Source organism: Labrenzia sp. THAF35, from assembly GCF_009363595.1.
GTDB lineage: Bacteria > Pseudomonadota > Alphaproteobacteria > Rhizobiales > Stappiaceae > Roseibium > Roseibium algicola.
Map to the genome: position 1 here is coordinate 1,976,631 of NZ_CP045380.1, position 15,419 is coordinate 1,992,049.

General features: G+C 58.2%; 12 protein-coding genes. 7 read left to right on the forward strand and 5 right to left on the reverse strand.

The features are described from left to right. Positions 1-656 precede the first annotated feature (656 nt). The 7 genes from FIU93_RS09155 (at position 657) to FIU93_RS09185 (ending at position 10,650) form a co-directional block, all read left to right on the forward strand. Positions 657-1,382, forward strand: coding sequence for a hypothetical protein (locus FIU93_RS09155; protein ID WP_023000102.1), 726 nt, complete (start codon positions 657-659; stop codon positions 1,380-1,382). A gap of 137 nt (positions 1,383-1,519) precedes the next feature. Next, positions 1,520-2,272 (forward strand): hypothetical protein, encoded by a 753-nt coding sequence (locus tag FIU93_RS09160; protein ID WP_023000103.1) that lies wholly within the window; start codon positions 1,520-1,522, stop codon positions 2,270-2,272. Positions 2,273-2,484: 212 nt separating this feature from the next. After that, entirely contained in the window at positions 2,485-4,449 is a 1,965-nt protein-coding gene (locus tag FIU93_RS09165; protein ID WP_152505420.1) for a hypothetical protein, read from the forward strand. A 12-nt stretch (positions 4,450-4,461) separates the two neighbouring features. After that, positions 4,462-6,429 carry a type I secretion system permease/ATPase gene (locus tag FIU93_RS09170; RefSeq protein ID WP_152505421.1) on the forward strand — a complete coding sequence of 656 codons (1,968 nt, stop codon included), beginning with the start codon at positions 4,462-4,464 and terminating at the stop codon, positions 6,427-6,429. Positions 6,430-6,471: 42 nt separating this feature from the next. Then, a complete protein-coding gene (locus tag FIU93_RS09175; RefSeq protein ID WP_031269001.1) occupies positions 6,472-7,812 on the forward strand; it encodes an HlyD family type I secretion periplasmic adaptor subunit in 1,341 nt (446 codons plus the stop codon). Between the two features lie 324 nt (positions 7,813-8,136). Further along, positions 8,137-9,648 (forward strand): caspase family protein, encoded by a 1,512-nt coding sequence (locus FIU93_RS09180; RefSeq protein WP_208993872.1) that lies wholly within the window; start codon positions 8,137-8,139, stop codon positions 9,646-9,648. A gap of 318 nt (positions 9,649-9,966) precedes the next feature. After that, complete coding sequence (locus FIU93_RS09185; protein ID WP_023000108.1) at positions 9,967-10,650, forward strand: hypothetical protein; 684 nt, start codon at positions 9,967-9,969, stop codon at positions 10,648-10,650. A 27-nt stretch (positions 10,651-10,677) separates the two neighbouring features. On the opposite strand, the gene FIU93_RS09190 is transcribed toward FIU93_RS09185, so the two are convergent. From FIU93_RS09190 to FIU93_RS09210, 5 genes are all read right to left on the reverse strand, one after another. Further along, entirely contained in the window at positions 10,678-10,971 is a 294-nt protein-coding gene (locus FIU93_RS09190) for a hypothetical protein (protein WP_152505422.1), read from the reverse strand. 126 nt (positions 10,972-11,097) lie between these two features. Next, positions 11,098-11,751 (reverse strand): fructose-6-phosphate aldolase, encoded by a 654-nt coding sequence (fsa, locus tag FIU93_RS09195; protein WP_152505423.1) that lies wholly within the window; start codon positions 11,749-11,751, stop codon positions 11,098-11,100. Positions 11,752-11,783: 32 nt separating this feature from the next. Then, positions 11,784-13,400, reverse strand: coding sequence for an FGGY-family carbohydrate kinase (locus FIU93_RS09200; RefSeq protein WP_152505424.1), 1,617 nt, complete (start codon positions 13,398-13,400; stop codon positions 11,784-11,786). 3 nt (positions 13,401-13,403) lie between these two features. Continuing rightward, complete coding sequence (locus tag FIU93_RS09205; protein WP_023000112.1) at positions 13,404-14,132, reverse strand: SDR family oxidoreductase; 729 nt, start codon at positions 14,130-14,132, stop codon at positions 13,404-13,406. Between the two features lie 27 nt (positions 14,133-14,159). Further along, complete coding sequence (locus tag FIU93_RS09210) at positions 14,160-15,407, reverse strand: ABC transporter permease (protein WP_055661539.1); 1,248 nt, start codon at positions 15,405-15,407, stop codon at positions 14,160-14,162. Between the last annotated feature and the right edge of the window lie 12 nt (positions 15,408-15,419).

Sequence of the window (15,419 nt, forward strand, 5' to 3'; positions counted from 1 at the left end):
TGGGAGAAGCGTTTTTGTAAATATTCATCCGGCTTATTCTGCCGTCGGCATTAGCCATGCGGTTTTTAAAATAATAAAATTTCTTATCTTGTTTGTTCAGACCAAGGATAGGTGCGGGAAATGGGTGGCTGTCGGAAAATGAACATGCCGTCCAAATCGCAGTATTAACAGGGATTTGTGCAGTGACCCCCTAGTCTGAATTTCTCCTCACCCATAACTTGTATATAACAAACTTACCTTAGGTTATATTAATAATTCGATTTAGTCGCGGATCAGATTTTGCTTCAAGATATTGCAATTAAATACTTTTTTTGACCTCGCGTGATTTACCTATGTCGCTAGATATCCGCGAAACTTGAATGGTAAATGTTTAGTTAAGATTTCCGGCTTATTGCAATCCCCCTGTTCTGTCATTGTTTTCATCGGCTGGGAGATTCTCGTATTTGTGTAAATCCTCAGTTTGTGGATCCCAATCCTCAAATTTGACTTCCAGCCGAAGAGTAAATGGAGCAGCTAAATCTATTTTGATTAGCTGAGGTGGTTGTTTTTGCCATTTTCCATTTGATCTGGGGCGGTAACGCTCCTCTTAACCACGACAGCCCTATGCAAATCGATAGAAGACGATCTGCCGAGCTGTCCGATCTGAGGACAGAACCATGAGCGAATACGTTTGGCATAAAAACGAGCTGAACATCGATAAGTCGTTCAATCCGACTTATTCTAGCGAGTACAACACCAACTATAATCACGAAATAAACATCGACAATTCGAAGAGCTACGAGTGGGAATACTCGGACGACGACAACACCCAGGATGTGAACAACCAGGTGTTCAAGTATGTCGACAGTGACTTCGATCCTGTCATCAATGTGGATTTCGAGAACGGTCCTTCGGACGTCGACAACATTGACCTGGACATCGGCGACCATGCGAGTGTCGAGGACATTCTGATTGCGAAAGGCAATATCGACTTCGACCCGGGCGACGACATCAAGGTCGAAGACGTCCTCAATGATGCGCTGAACGGCCTTGGGAACGATACCGGCATTGCAATCAACAACAGCAACCAGCTGGAAGACAACGACTGGGCAAAAGACACCTTTGTCGCCAATGAAGGGTCCTTCACGCAGAAGCTGACTGCCAACGGCGGTTCGGCGGAAGCTGACGACGGTCTGGCTTTCGGTGGGTCGTCCATGACCGTGGATGCCCTCGATGATGCGACGGTGATTGGTGAAGTGATGGCCGCTGCCAATGCCGCCAACGCAACCGAAGCGTTCGTCAACGAGCTGGTGCAGGGTGCGAACATTCTCAACAACTCGGTCGACACGACGATTGTCGGCGGTGATCTCTACACCGACAGCGTTGGTGAGGACGAGCTCTAAGATGTTCGATCGGCGCTGCGGTTTTCTGTTTCGAACCTGTTTCCGAAACGCCAGCTGCGCCCGTTTCCAAGTCAGAATGCGGTGTGAACGCCGGTCTTGCGAGACCTGGCTCGCCGCGATGAACAAGGACTATTATCATGTCTGGTAAGCGTGGAACTCAATTCAATTACTCCGATTTCGATGCAGTCGATGACTCGAAGATCATCAACAAGGCCGAAGTCGTGATGAACTTCGAAGAAGGTTTTGTTTATGACGACGACGATGTCGTGGACATCGACCTGGAAGAATGCGCTGAAGTCGACGAGATGCTCGTGAGCGTCAACGGCGGCATCGACTACAGCCCGGGCGACGACATCACCGTTGAAGACATTCTGAACGAAGCCCTCAATGGTGGCGGCAATGATGCCGGTGTCGTGCTCAACAACAGCAACCAGCTGGAAGACAACGACTGGGCCAACGGTACGACGGCAACCAACAACGCCGGCTTCAACCAGACCCTGAGTGCCAAGGGTGGCGATGCCGAAACCGATGACGGTATTTCGGCAGGCGGCTCCAGCGGGTCGGCATATGTCGATGCTGACATGCAGGCATTCGGTGGCCATGTCGGCACCTGGTTCGGTCATGCCGGTTTCCATGGCATGTCGGTCGACCTGGAAGGCAATCTGGAAATCGATGACCTCGGTTCCGGCAGTGTCAGCGTCATTGCTGATGACGATGCGCTCGTCCAGGGCATGAATGCGGCTGAAGCATCCGCTTCCAACGATGCATCGGCATTCACCAACACGCTTGTGCAGGGCGAAAACATCCTGAACAACTCTGTCGACATGACCATTGTCGGCGGCAACATGGACAGCCTGATGACCGGTGAAGATCTCGGCTCCCTGAGCTGATCCGGTTTGTTCCTGAATTGATTTTCAATTCCGGAAAACAGCAGCAGGCGCGGAGCTCACTTGCTCCGCGCCTGCTGAACGCGGCCTCTCGTTATTAGATTCGCGCGAGTTTGACCGCGAAAACGACCCTTCATTCAGATTAGGGGGCTGACATGTTTTTTTATGATGACCTTACGCGTGAAGCGATTTCGCATTTTGTAGGAAGCTTTTCCATGTCACTCGAGGAGGCCCGCGCCCGCCTTGAGTATCTTGAATTCCGCGCGGCACAGCTTGCTGCCGAACAGGCAGAGCAAGGTGAGACGATGGAGGCCCTGCCGACAGTCTGGCCGGACTATCAGCTGCTCGACCTCAATCCGAATATCCATTACGAATTCGATGGTTACAGCTACTACGACGACATTCCCGCCGCCCTGAACTTTTATGAGTGGGATGGCATTGGCATGCGGGCACATCTGATGCCGCCGCCGGTTGAGGGGACTTTCAATCCCTACACCATCGCGCTGACAGGCGGTGTCCGCTTCATAACGTTCCAGCACGAAGTGCTGCCCAACAGCTTCGCCGTTGTGTCCCGGTCCGAAAACGTGCTGGAGGACAACGACTATCTGTCCAACACGGGTCTCCACTATCATTTCGATTATGAAGCACCATCACTCCTCTCCTTCCTCGATGCGCTGGAGGCTGCCGGGATCACCGGCAGGTTCAGCTTTACGGAAGCAGACAATCCGGCAGGCAATCTGAGCGCGACCGTCGCCGCCTGGACGGAAACAGCCCAAACCATGCAAACCGGCGCTCCCGGTGTCGGGCAACAGGTTCTGGCAACCGGAGATGACACCGGGCAGCTCTATCAGAACGGTATCGTTGTCGAGGAAGCCGCCCGTCTTGACGAAGTCATCAAGCATTTGAGGGGCCGTGCTCCGGACGATGACGCCGAAGCGAACTCCGATGACGTGGTGCTCGAGGGACCGCAAAGTGTCTCGGGCGAGTTCGCTTCGCTGGTGGACACCGCCGGAACTTCCGCTTCGCTGCAAATCAGTGCCGGCAACAACACACTGATCAATCAGGCCATTCTGGTGGACGTCTGGGGCAAGGCCGCGACCATAGCTGTGGCCGGCGATTATTACGATCTCGACATTATCAGCCAGACAAATGTTCTGGCAGCGCCGCATCTGGCGGGGCTTGGCCAGTGGGCGACGGATCCGAGTACCGGCAGCTACAACATCGCATCGATCATGAACACCGGTTCGGATCTGCCCATGGATGTTGCTCCGGTCGGCAATCATTCACTCTGGGATATCACCTTCCACGACGGTGACATGACCTTCGTGAACTGGCTGACCCAGAAGAACTACCTGGTCGACAACGATACTATCGTCTACCAGGAAGACGGCTCGGGCACGACGATCATGTCCGGTGGCAATATTCTGACAAATGCTCTCAACCTTACGGAACTGAGCACCTTCTTCGATCTGATCCTGATCGGAGGCGACTATTACTCGGCCAATGTGATCAGCCAGACCAACGTCATGGTAAATTTCGATCAGGTCATTGCCGAAGGTACACAAGACGCTTCCATGCCGATGCCTGACGGGCAGATCGACAATCTGCTCTGGAACGAGGCCTATATCGTTTCCAACTACAACAGTTCCGTCGTCGACCTGGATCCGGCAAGCGCGAACCGGCTCGCAACGGCAGGTGAAGAGGATCTCGGCGATGACTTCCTGTCCGGGCTCTTCAGCGGGGAAACCTCGCCTTTCAACCAGCTGAACGTTCTTTATATCTCCGGTGATGTCTACGACATCAATTACCTCGAACAGGTCAATATCCTGGGCGACAGCGACAGCATCGCCACGCTTGGGGTCGATGTCTCAAGCGAAGGCACCAGCATCAACGGCGATTCAAACCTTCTCTACAATGCCGCGGTGATCCAGGAAGCCAGCGTGGACAATGTTGTTCGCGTCGGTGGCGACACCTATTCGGAAGCTTTGCTTTACCAGGCGGAGATCCTGACCGCAGATGTCGAGCAACCTGATCACGGCGGGGCGGGTCTTGCGTCGGAGGCCGTTGTCTTCCTGGCCGACGGCATGCTGACCAATGGTGACAACGATCTTGAAACCGTCAACCTGAACCAGGTGCCGGACGAGGTCTGTGTCGATCCGATGGCGACAATGGTCGCTTAGGGGAGGCAGCTCATGACCATTTCATATGATGTTGCCGATGGGCAGCGGACGAACCGGGCGGGTGAGCCGCAGGTGCTGGGCCCCGATGCGAAAAAGGGTGATGCACGACTTGTCGGCGCAGAGGCAGCAGCCGTTGCGGGCGGACCTACCCTGAAGTCGGGAGACGCAAGAGCGAAACCGGCGGACGGCGGCAAGTCCGCCCGGACAGGCACTGGCACAGGAACAGGCACTGGCAAAGCCAAGGCTGAAAAGCCCGAGTTCCACCGACGGACGACACCGCCCGATCTTTCCAAGGCACTCGAAAACGGCGTCGCCGCCGTTCGGCGCAATCTTCTCATCGTGCTGATGTTTTCCTGCGTCATCAATGTGCTTGTGCTGTCAATTCCGGTCTATCTGTTCCAGATCTCGGACCGGGTCCTGACCAGCCGCTCGCTGGACACGCTGGTCATGCTGACAGGCGTGATCGTCGGGGCGGTCCTGCTGCAGGCAGCCTTCGATGCCATCCGCCGCTTCATTCTTATGCGCACGGCGGTCGAGCTCGCATCGCAACTGGGTTCACCCATCCTCGCAGCCGCCGCACGAGCTTCGCTCAACAGCAACGGCAAGGAGTACCAGATCCTGAACGACCTGCAGCAATTGCGGGGTTTTCTGGTGTCCGGCACCATGATGGCATTTCTGGACGGTCCCTTCGCGCCGCTTTTCCTGGTCGCGATCTACCTCATTCATCCGCACCTCGGGATGATCGTCGGCGGCACCTGTGTGATCCTGCTCGTGATCGCGGTGATCAACCAGAAGATCACGTCCCGGCATTTCAGCGATGCCAACCAGAACCAGAGCAAGGCGAACCTGCATCTGGATGCCATGTCCAGGAATTCGCAGATCATCAACGCCCTGGCCATGATCCCGGAAGCGGTTCACCTGTGGGGGCGCGATACGGCTGCTTCGCTGCGCGCGCAGGTCAGTGCGCAGGACAGAAACATTGTTTCGGCCTCCATCACCAAGGCGGTCCGGCTTCTGACGCAGGTAGCGATGCTCGGGTGGGGATCCTTCCTTGCCATCCAGGGTGAACTGACCGGGGGCATGGTGATTGCCGCCTCCATTATCGGCGGCCGGGCTCTGTCGCCCATCGAGGGCGCGATCGAAGGCTGGAACCAGTATCTGCTGTCGCGCAATTCCTATGGCCGGATCTCGACACTGCTGAAATCCTCGCCGCTCAACTCCGAACGTCTCGTTCTGCCCAAGCCGCAAGGCCGGCTTGATGTCGAACGCCTGCTCTACGTGCCCCAGGGGACCAAGCGGGTCGTGCTCAACAGCATCACCTTCTCGCTGAAAGCCGGGGACTCTCTTGCGATCATCGGCAACTCGGGAGCCGGAAAAACCACACTCGGCAAGATGCTGGTGGGATCCATCCTGCCGACATCGGGCGCGGTGCGTCTGGACCTGATGGACCTGCGCAACTGGAACCAGCGGCAGCTGGGTGAAAACATCGGTTATCTGCCGCAGGACGTTCAGCTCTTTCCGGGCACGATCAAGCAGAACATCGGCCGTATGCGCGAAGATGCTTCGGACGAGCAGATCTACGAAGCTGCCTGTCTGGCCGACGTGCACGCCATGATTTCCGAATTGGCCCACGGCTATGAAACGGTCGTCGCGGCCGACGGTGCACCGCTGTCAGGCGGTCAGAAGCAGCGTATCGCGCTTGCCAGGGCGTTCTTCGGTAACCCACGTTTCGTCGTTCTGGACGAACCCAACTCAAATCTGGACACCAACGGCGACGAGGCACTTGCACGGGCAATGGCACATGCCAAGGCCGAAGGCATCACCGTCGTCGCGATCACGCAAAAGCCGTCCCTGCTGAAATGTGTCGACCGGATCCTTGTTCTGGCCGACGGCTCCATCAGCATGTTCGGTTTCCGCAACGAGGTGCTGGAACTCCTTGCCGACCGGAAGAAACAAAGAGCGGTTCAGCAACAAGGATAAGCGTTGGCAGCCGCCAGGGACGGCTCAAGCCAGGGGGAAAAGATGAGCAACGCTCTGACACATCACGAACCGATGGACTGGTATTCGGCAGTGCCGAGATCGATTTTCTGGCACACGCTGATCGGCGTTTTCATGCTGGTCTTCTTTATAGGAGGCTTTGCCGCCTGGTCCTTTACCGCGCCGTTGGCAGCCGCCGTGATTTCAAGCGGAACCTTTGTCGCAACCGGACAGAACAAGCAGATTCAGCACTACGAAGGCGGGATCGTGAAGGAGATCCTGGTGCAGGAGGGCGAGCGCGTTCAAAAAGGCGATCCGATTGTTCGTCTCGACGAAACCGTCGCATCCGCAAACGAGCGACAGCTGGGACTCAAGCTGGCGCGGCTGGAAGCGATCAACGCCCGTCTGCGCGCCGAATATCTCTGGCTGAAGGAGGTGGAATTCCCGCAAACATTGCTGGACCTGAAGGACGATGAGGAAATTGCCACCATCATCGCCGGCCAGAAGCTGAGTTTCATCGGATCACAGGCCAAGCTGACGAGTGATATCAGGATTCTGGAGAGCACGATCGAATCCCTTCAGCACCGCCGCGACGGCTACCGTGAACAGCATGATGCCATGATCAGGCAGCTTGCGATCCTGCAGGAAGAACACACGGGCAAGAAACTTCTCTTCGAAAAAGGCCTTCTTCTGAAGCCGACCCTGAATGCACTGGAAAGAGCGATCGCAGAAGCGGAAGGGCAGATCGGGAGGCTGGCATCGTCCATGCAGGAGGCCAATGCCCAGGTCCTGCAACACCAGGAACAGGTCAAGCAGACACGGGCTGCCTATAACGAGAAGGTGCTTGATGACCTGCAATCGATCGAGGCCGAGCTGGATGCGGCAAGAGAGCAGTCCCGCAAGGCGCGCAACGTTCTTGAACGTGCCGTCATTCAGGCACCGGTTTCAGGCACCATCGTACGCATGCACTACCACACAGCCGGTGGGGTTATCGAAAGCGGCAAGACGATTGTCGAGATTCTGCCGTCCGACGCACCGCTGATCATCGAGGCACTGATTTCGCGAACCGATATCGACAGCGTTCATATCGGCCAGCAGGCCACTGTTCGCCTGTCCGCCCTCAATCAACGCACCACTCCGGTGCTGGAAGGCGAAGTGCAATATGTGTCTGCAGATGCAATCACCGACAACAGTACGGGCATCATGCGTGAGGTTTACGTCACTCGCATCGATATCTCGCCGGGCGAACTGACAAGGGTGCTTAACTTCGTTCCGACCCCGGGCATGCCCGCGGAAATCATGATCCAGACGGCCGAGCGAACCTTCATGCAGTATCTGACCAAGCCGATCGTCGACAGCATGTCACGTGCTTTCCGCGAGGAGTAGGCAACTGGAAGCATTTTACGGTCGACAGCCGCTTTTCAGCGCAAGATTTGCGGGACTGCGCAAGGTGGCTGATCAACCCGGATTGTCTGATGTGGTCTTCAGGCAATGTCCGCCTTGGCCGGTTCGTTTGTCGCGGACCGGCCGCTTTTTTGGGATTGTACCGGTCGGAGGGGGACAGCTGCAGTCAGGTGACGCTGCGAAAAGAGGGCTTGTTTTCGCAAGGTAATCCGCCAATTATGAAAGCGGTGTTTCCAGGACTTGTCCCAAGCCGGAAACAGGGTTTTCATGTGATTGCGCCAAATGCGAAACCGGGTCGAACTGCTGTTGAAGACTTTTAAAATCAACGGATTGGCTGTCTGGTCTGTTGTGGTGTTTCTGGTGCTGACGGGCCTGTCAGCTCACGCGGCGACGGACCCGTTCGCGGAACGGCGCATGGCGCTTGTGGTCGGCATTGCAGGCTATGAGAACGCTCCCGATCTGAGCAACACCACCAATGACGGCAAGCTGATTTCGGACACCTTGAATGAACTGAATTTCGAAGTGTCCGAGCATTTCAACATCGGACTTGCGGAGTTCCGCGAACTGCTGGACCGTTTCGCCTTCGAGGCGGAAACGGCGGATGTGGCTCTCGTCTATTTTGCCGGACACGGGATTGAAGTCGGCGGACGCAATTTCCTGGTTCCCTCCGACGCCAAGGCCGGCAGCCGGCAGCAGGTTGCCGATACCTCGATTTCTCTCGATGACATTCTGGAAGCGGTCGACAAGGCCCGGCAGCTCAGGATCGTGATCCTGGATTCCTGCCGGAACGACCCGTTTGCCGATGTGGGCGGGCAGGAAACGCTCACCGTAAATCAGGGGGCTTACGGCCGTGGGCTGGCAGCACCTTCTCCCGAACGCGGCACGCTGGTGGCCTACGCCGCCGAAGCAGGAGCCGTTGCACTGGACGGGGCAGGTGAAAACAGTCCGTTTGCATCGGCACTGGCCCAGACCTTGAAGATCAGGGATCTGGAAATAGGCCTTGCCTTCCGGCAGGTGCGCGATTCCGTGCTGAAAGCCACCGCCAACGCGCAGGAGCCGCACACCTACGGCTCACTGTCCGGCAAACCCTACTTCCTTGCGGGCGGCAGCCAGGAGGTCAACGTGCTTGCGGCGGCAGACCGTCTTAACGCCTGGGGGCGCCTTGAAGTCAGCCAGGAAGAGCAGTTGCAGGTGGCGGCAAGGGAGGGCGACAGCAGGGCGCTGAAAGGCCTTGCCTACATGCGCCTCAACCCGAGCGAGGACCGCTACGATCCCTCCCGTGCGGCAGCATTTCTGGAAACCGCATCGGAAGCGGGTGATCCTGAAGCCATGTTCGAGCTTGCCCGCATGTATGAGCGCGGCATTGGCGTCGAACAGGATGTCGAAAAGGCATTGGAACTGTTTCGCAAGTCCGCAGACGAGGGCTTTGCGGATGCCATCAACGATCTCGGGTTCCTTTATTATCAGGGTGGCCTGGGGATCGCGCGTGATCCGAAAAAGGCAATCGAGCTGTTCGGAAAGGCTGCCGATCAGCGGCACCCGGAAGCAATGTTCAATTACGCAGCCCTGATCGATGACGGTGTGGTCGATGGCAAGGAACCGGATGATGCGGCAGAATATCTTTATCGCGCCTTGAGATCCGGCAACGAGGAAGTTTTGAGCCAGCTCTCGGAAAACCCGAAGATGTTCAAGGCCACGACACGGCGCTCCCTTCAACGGAAACTTTCAGAACGCTCTTTCTATACCGGGACCATTGACGGCCAGTTCGGCCCACAGACCCAGAGAGGTCTGCGCAAAGCTTACGGGCTTTCCGAATAGGGGCCAAAGCGTTTTCCGGCTGAGATCGATTTCCGCCTTCCAAAGCCTTTGTTGCGCGTTGCATGACGCAAGGTAATTTTTGACTTGTTCTTTTATTCCAAGGGGTTAAAATTGAAAAAGAACAATCAAAAGAAACATTTCGGGAAATATCAATCCCTGATTTCAATGTAGACAGTGCAGACGTTTTTCTAAGTCTTATTGCAGATTTTTGCTGCTTTTCCGATAGCAGGTGTCGCGCCAATCGTGATTGCTGCCCGGTTCGGTCAGTTGTCTCTGGTGATTTGTTCGATGTGTTTGAATAGTTGATTGGAGGAAGTCATGTTTGGAAACAGGTTTTGCGCAGGTGTGGCCGTTGCCGTGCTCGCCGGACAAGTCGTGACGGCTGCCAGTGTGCCTGCTTATGCGGTCGCCGTGCCGGGTGGCCAGTCGCTTGCGCCTGCAGATCCATTGGGTTCGGTTCTGGAGGAGCTACTGCTTGCCCAGTACAGCTCTTCCATGAGCAGCGAACCGTCTGGCCCTTCCTATGATGTCGATCGGCAGGAACGCGACCCGAAGCTGAGCGCATCCTATGATCTCGACGAAAGGGTCACCCGCGGTGTCATCTGGATAATCCAGAACGGCAGCAACGAGTGTCGCAATTCCATCCGGCCCGAATACCGCTTCGACTGTTTGAGGAATGTTCTGGGGCGCGCCGCCTCGACAATTGAAAACCGGCCAAACTATCGCGACGCGGCGCGGGAATTGCGGAGCCTTTCCCGCAAGCTCGATGGCATTGTCTCAAAATACCAGGACCGGAGCGCTCCGCGCGCCGCCGTGGGTCAGCGTACCTACCGGGCCGTTTCCACGGCCAATCTCGAGCAGGCTCGCCGTGAAGCATCGGAAGCCATCGACGAGAGCGTCACCAAGCTGCTGCGTTCGGCCGGAAACTCGGAAAAGCGCAAGACGCATTATTCCCAGATCGCAACCGCTGTCGGGTCCACCAAGCGTTTGCTGCGGTCTTAAGTATCATCGATCTGGCTGGCGGTCGCCTCAGTCCGCCGGCTGCTGATCCGGGATCTCCTCCGGAGTGATGACCGGCGTTTCACCGACATCGGGGGCAGGTTCGACAAGCTCGCGGTCTCCGACCGGGGCTGGCGTCAAAACACCGTCGCAGTCAGAGAGGCTGGCAGTTTCTTCAGTATCGGTGGGAACCCTGTCTTGCGACTTTGCGCCGGGTTCAACCTTGCAGTCGCCGCTCTTGTCGTCTGCAAGAGCGGTGCCGCACACAAGGGTCAGTGCGGTGGCAAGGGCTGCAATCGTCCGGACATTTTCGTGCGGGCGCATACTATCCTCCAATGGATGTCTCTCCATTGGAAACGCCCGAACCGTCATCGGGTTCAATTCGAGTGGATTTACCGGCTCCGCCCATGGGTGGAACCGGCAAGTTGTCTGGACGTACTCTTCAGTCGATCAGGCGATGGTCTGGCCGGTCTTTGCCCAGTCCGCAAGGAACTGCTCCAGTCCCTTGTCGGTCAACGGGTGCTTGACCAGCGCCTTGATCGTTGCCGGCGGCACGGTTGCCACATCGGCGCCGATCAACGCGGCTTCCTTGACGTGATTGACCGTTCGGATCGAGGCGGCAAGAATTTCGGTCTCAAAGCCGTAATTGTCGTAGATCTGCCGGATCTCGCGGATCAGCTCCATTCCGTCCATGACCATATCGTCCAGTCGGCCAATGAACGGGGAAACGAAGGTTGCTCCGGCCTTGGCGGCCAGCAGCGCCTGATTGGCGGAAAAGCACAAGGTGACGTTGGTCTTGAACCCTTCGGCAGTCAGTGCCCGGCAGGCTCTTAGACCATCCAGCGTCAGCGGCAGCTTGATGCAGATGTTGGGGGCGATCCTTGCAAGGGTCTTGCCTTCCCGCACCATTGCCTCGAACTCGGTCGCCGTGACTTCGGCCGAAACAGGACCTTCGACAATGGAGCAGATCTCGCGGGTCACTTCGGTGATGTCCCGGCCGGACTTGAGGATCAGGGACGGGTTGGTGGTAACACCATCGATAAGGCCGAGTTCTGTGAGGTCGCGGATGTCGCTGACATCCGCCGTGTCGACAAAAAACTTCATGTCTCTCTTTCCGTTTGGAATGGCAGGCAGCGTTATCCGCGGATCTTGCGGGCGGCCTGCTGGAGCAGCTCGAAAGCTTCGTACCGCTTGTTGTGGTAGGATGTGGCCTCGGCGTCGCCGGGTGCATAGGTTTCGCCGGCTGCCGACATGGCGGCCATGGCGGCCGGAATGTCCTTTTGCAGGCCACCAGCGACAGCGCCGAGCATGGCCGAGCCGAGAAGGACCGGTTCCGCGGTTTTGGGAGCGGCGATCACGAGGCCCGTGGCATCCGCCAGAAGCTGGCGCACCAAAGGGCTCTGGCCTGCACCGCCACTGACGACGATGGTGTCCGTCCGGATGCCCTTTGCGGACTGCGCCTCGACAATCTGTCTGAGGCCGTATCCGAGACCGCAGATGCCCGCGACATAGAGCCTGACGAGAGCGGCGACGGATGTGTCCATATCGAGGCCCGCAATGACGGCCTTGGCTTCCGGATCCGCAAACGGTGCACGGTTGCCGAGAAATTCAGGGACCACATGCAGACCGTCTGCCAGCCTTGAAATGTCTGTCCCCTCCGGTGCAAGCCGCTCGGCTTCAGCAGCAAGCCACTGGTTGAGGCCGAGACCTGCTTCCCTTGCCTGCTTGAGGGCCTCAGTGGAGGCCGGGTGGAAACGGACCAGATGGTCGATGGCGGCACCTGCCGCCGACTGGCCCGCCTCGTTCAGCCAGAGGCCTGGAACCATCGCGGAGAAATAAGGTCCCCAGACGCCTGGCACGAAGGCAGGTTCTGTTGTCGAGGTCATGGTGCAGGCGGAGGTGCCGAAGACATAGGCCATCCGGCTTGTCGCCGATCCCGCCTCTGTCTGGTCCTGCCACCCGACCGTGCCGACACCGCCCGCATGTGCATCGATCAGCCCGGCAGCAACGGGTGTCCCTTCACGCAGACCCAGGTCTGCCGCCGCTTCTGCCGTCAGTCCGCTGCCCAGAGCCGTTCCCGCATCGACAATGGTGGTGCCGATGCGGCCAAAATCATTCGCGCAGAGTTCGGCAAGACCGATGGACTGGAAATAATCGGCGTCCCAGCGGCGCTCATGACCAAGGTAGGTCCATTTGCAGGTAACCGTGCAGATGGACCGGGCAAGGCTGCCGGTCGCCCGCCATGTCAGGAAATCGGTCAGGTCGAAAAAATGCTCGGCTTTGCCGAAGATCTCTGGCCGGTTCTCTTTCAGCCAGAGCAGCTTCGGAGTTTCCATTTCCGGTGAAATCTGGCTACCGACATAGCGCAGCACGTCGTGGCCACCGGCGTTGATGCGTTCGGCCTGGTCAAGGGCGCGGTGATCCATCCAGACGATTATGTTGCGCTCCGGATGGTCCGTATCGCCTACCGGCAGCGGGCTGCCTTGCGGGCCGATGACCACCAGCGAACAGGTGGCGTCCATGCCGATCCCGGCCACATCGCCCGGATCGATCCCGGCCGTGCCAACCGCTTCGCGTACGGTGGCGGCCACGGCTTGCCAGATGTCGTTGGATGACTGTTCGTAAAGGTTTGGGCCCCGGTTGAAGAGGGCGATGTCACGTTTTGCCGATGCAACCAGATTGCCGGACTGGTCGAACAGACCAGCCCTGGCACTGCCTGTGCCGACATCAATACCAATCAGAAATTTGCTCATGCCTCAAAGGTCCACACTTTGCGGCAGAATGACAAGGTCCCTGATGGTGACGCCGCGCGGGCGGCTGAGCATGAACAGGACGGCATCAGCGACTTCCCGAGGCTGCATCAGGCTGCCGTTGGCAAGGGCTTCGTCCATCTTTGCCTTGGGCCAGTCATCGAGAAGGGCTGTAACCACAGGTCCCGGCGCGACCGCTCCGACGCGCACCCCGTGTTCGGCGACCTGGCGCCGTACCGTGTGAACGAAGGCCTGCACGGCAAATTTCGAGGCGGTATAGATCGGCTCCCAGACGACCGGCACAAGGCCGGCGATGGAACTGGTGACGATGATATCGCCGGTCTTGCGTTCCACCATATGCGGCAACACGGCGCGAATGGAGCGGAACGCGGCATTGATGTTGAGATTGAGCACCTTGTCCCACTGGTCCGGGTCGCCGTCGACGACGCTGCCGCCGACATAGGCTCCTGCATTGGCGTGGAAGATGTCGAGGTGTCCGGTCTTTTCCACGATCCGGTCCAGCATGCCATCGACAGCGGGCCCGTCCATGAGGTCGACCACCAGTGGAATGGCGTCCGGCCCGAGCTCCTGGCAGATCGCGTTCAGTCTGTCTTCGGCACGGTCGATCAGGACCACCCGGCAGCCGGCTGCGAGCAGGCTCCTGGCGCATTCCAGGCCGATCCCGGACGCGGCACCGGTAATGGCCGCGACCTTGCCTTTGAGTTCATCGGTCATGTTCGAAATCCTTGAATTGAAATCCGGTCAGGCGCGGCCGTGAGAGACGCGGCTCTGGCGGGCGAGACTGTCGACGATGACGGCAATGGCGAGCACGCAGCCGGTGATCATGTAGCGGAGCGAGGACGACATGTTCAAAAGCGTCAGCCCGTTGGAGATTGACTGGATGACGATGATGCCGAGCAGCGCCGACCATGCCGACCCGCGTCCGCCGAACAGGCTGGTTCCACCGATAACGGCGGCTGCGATAGCGTTGAGGTTGACGTCACCGGTGCCTGCCTGCTGACTGGCGGAGGCAAGCCGTGCGGAAGACAGAACACCGCCGAGGGCCGCCAGCAGCGAGCACAGCGCAAAGGACGTGAGGTAGGTGAAGGTGACATTGATGCCGGCTCTGCGCGCAGCCTCCGCGTTGCCGCCAACTGCCTTCACGGACCGCCCCCACTGGGTGCGTGTGAAGACATAGTTCATGACAACGACAAGCAGGGCGAAGAGGCCGAACATCCAGGGCACGCCGCGACCGAGGTTCAGATAGAAGACGGCGGCTTCGAAGGCGATGGTGGTGAACAGCGCCTTGAACACTAGCCCGCCAACAGAGCCAACGGAGAGATTGGCTGCCTGGCGCTGGCGCCGGTTGCGAATTCCCATCACGAGAATGGCGACGCCAGGCAACAGTGCGACTGCGTGAGAGGCCCAGGCCGGCATCATCAGAAGCTGGCCGAAGTTCACCATCCAGGAACCGTAGGGCAGGTTGATGGAGCCGGTGGAGCCGAGCATGTAGAGCTGCAGGCCGAGAAGCGCCAGCAGACCGGCGAGGGTCGAGACGAAGCTGGGCATGCCAAGCTGAGTGCGCAGCAATGCATAGACCGAGCCGATGACCGCGCCGGTGCTGAGCGCCGCCAGGATCGCCAGTGGCAGGGGAACCCCCTGGTTGACCCAGAGCACGCCGATCAGGGCCGAGCCGACACCGCTCATGGAGCCGACCGAAAGGTCGATCTCGCCGAGCATCAGTACGCAGACGATGCCGAGCGCGATGACGCCGACTGTCGAGCAGTCGAACAAGAGGTTCACAAGGTTGTTCGGCGTAACGAACAGCGGATTGAGTATGGTGAAGACCGTCCAGATGACGATGAGGCCGACGATGACGGGCAGGGAGCCGAGGTCGCCTGCCTTCACACGATCGATGAAGGCGCTGACGACGTCGGTCAGGCTGTTGGCATGCTTGACGCGCGTATCGCTGCGGTCGAGCAGCCGGGGTTCGGGAGCGGAGCCGTTCATGGTGGTTTCCTT

Excerpts from the sequence above, each read along its gene's own strand:
- FIU93_RS09165 (WP_152505420.1), top strand. The coding sequence starts at position 2,485 with ATGTCACTCGAGGAGGCCCGCGCCCGCCTTGAGTATCTTGAATTCCGC.
- FIU93_RS09170 (WP_152505421.1), top strand. The coding sequence starts at position 4,462 with ATGACCATTTCATATGATGTTGCCGATGGGCAGCGGACGAACCGGGCG.
- FIU93_RS09210 (WP_055661539.1), bottom strand. The coding sequence starts at position 15,407 with ATGAACGGCTCCGCTCCCGAACCCCGGCTGCTCGACCGCAGCGATACG.
- FIU93_RS09185 (WP_023000108.1), top strand. The coding sequence starts at position 9,967 with ATGTTTGGAAACAGGTTTTGCGCAGGTGTGGCCGTTGCCGTGCTCGCC.
- FIU93_RS09160 (WP_023000103.1), top strand. The coding sequence starts at position 1,520 with ATGTCTGGTAAGCGTGGAACTCAATTCAATTACTCCGATTTCGATGCA.
- FIU93_RS09190 (WP_152505422.1), bottom strand. The coding sequence starts at position 10,971 with ATGCGCCCGCACGAAAATGTCCGGACGATTGCAGCCCTTGCCACCGCA.
- FIU93_RS09200 (WP_152505424.1), bottom strand. The coding sequence starts at position 13,400 with ATGAGCAAATTTCTGATTGGTATTGATGTCGGCACAGGCAGTGCCAGG.
- FIU93_RS09175 (WP_031269001.1), top strand. The coding sequence starts at position 6,472 with ATGAGCAACGCTCTGACACATCACGAACCGATGGACTGGTATTCGGCA.
- FIU93_RS09155 (WP_023000102.1), top strand. The coding sequence starts at position 657 with ATGAGCGAATACGTTTGGCATAAAAACGAGCTGAACATCGATAAGTCG.
- fsa (WP_152505423.1), bottom strand. The coding sequence starts at position 11,751 with ATGAAGTTTTTTGTCGACACGGCGGATGTCAGCGACATCCGCGACCTC.
- FIU93_RS09205 (WP_023000112.1), bottom strand. The coding sequence starts at position 14,132 with ATGACCGATGAACTCAAAGGCAAGGTCGCGGCCATTACCGGTGCCGCG.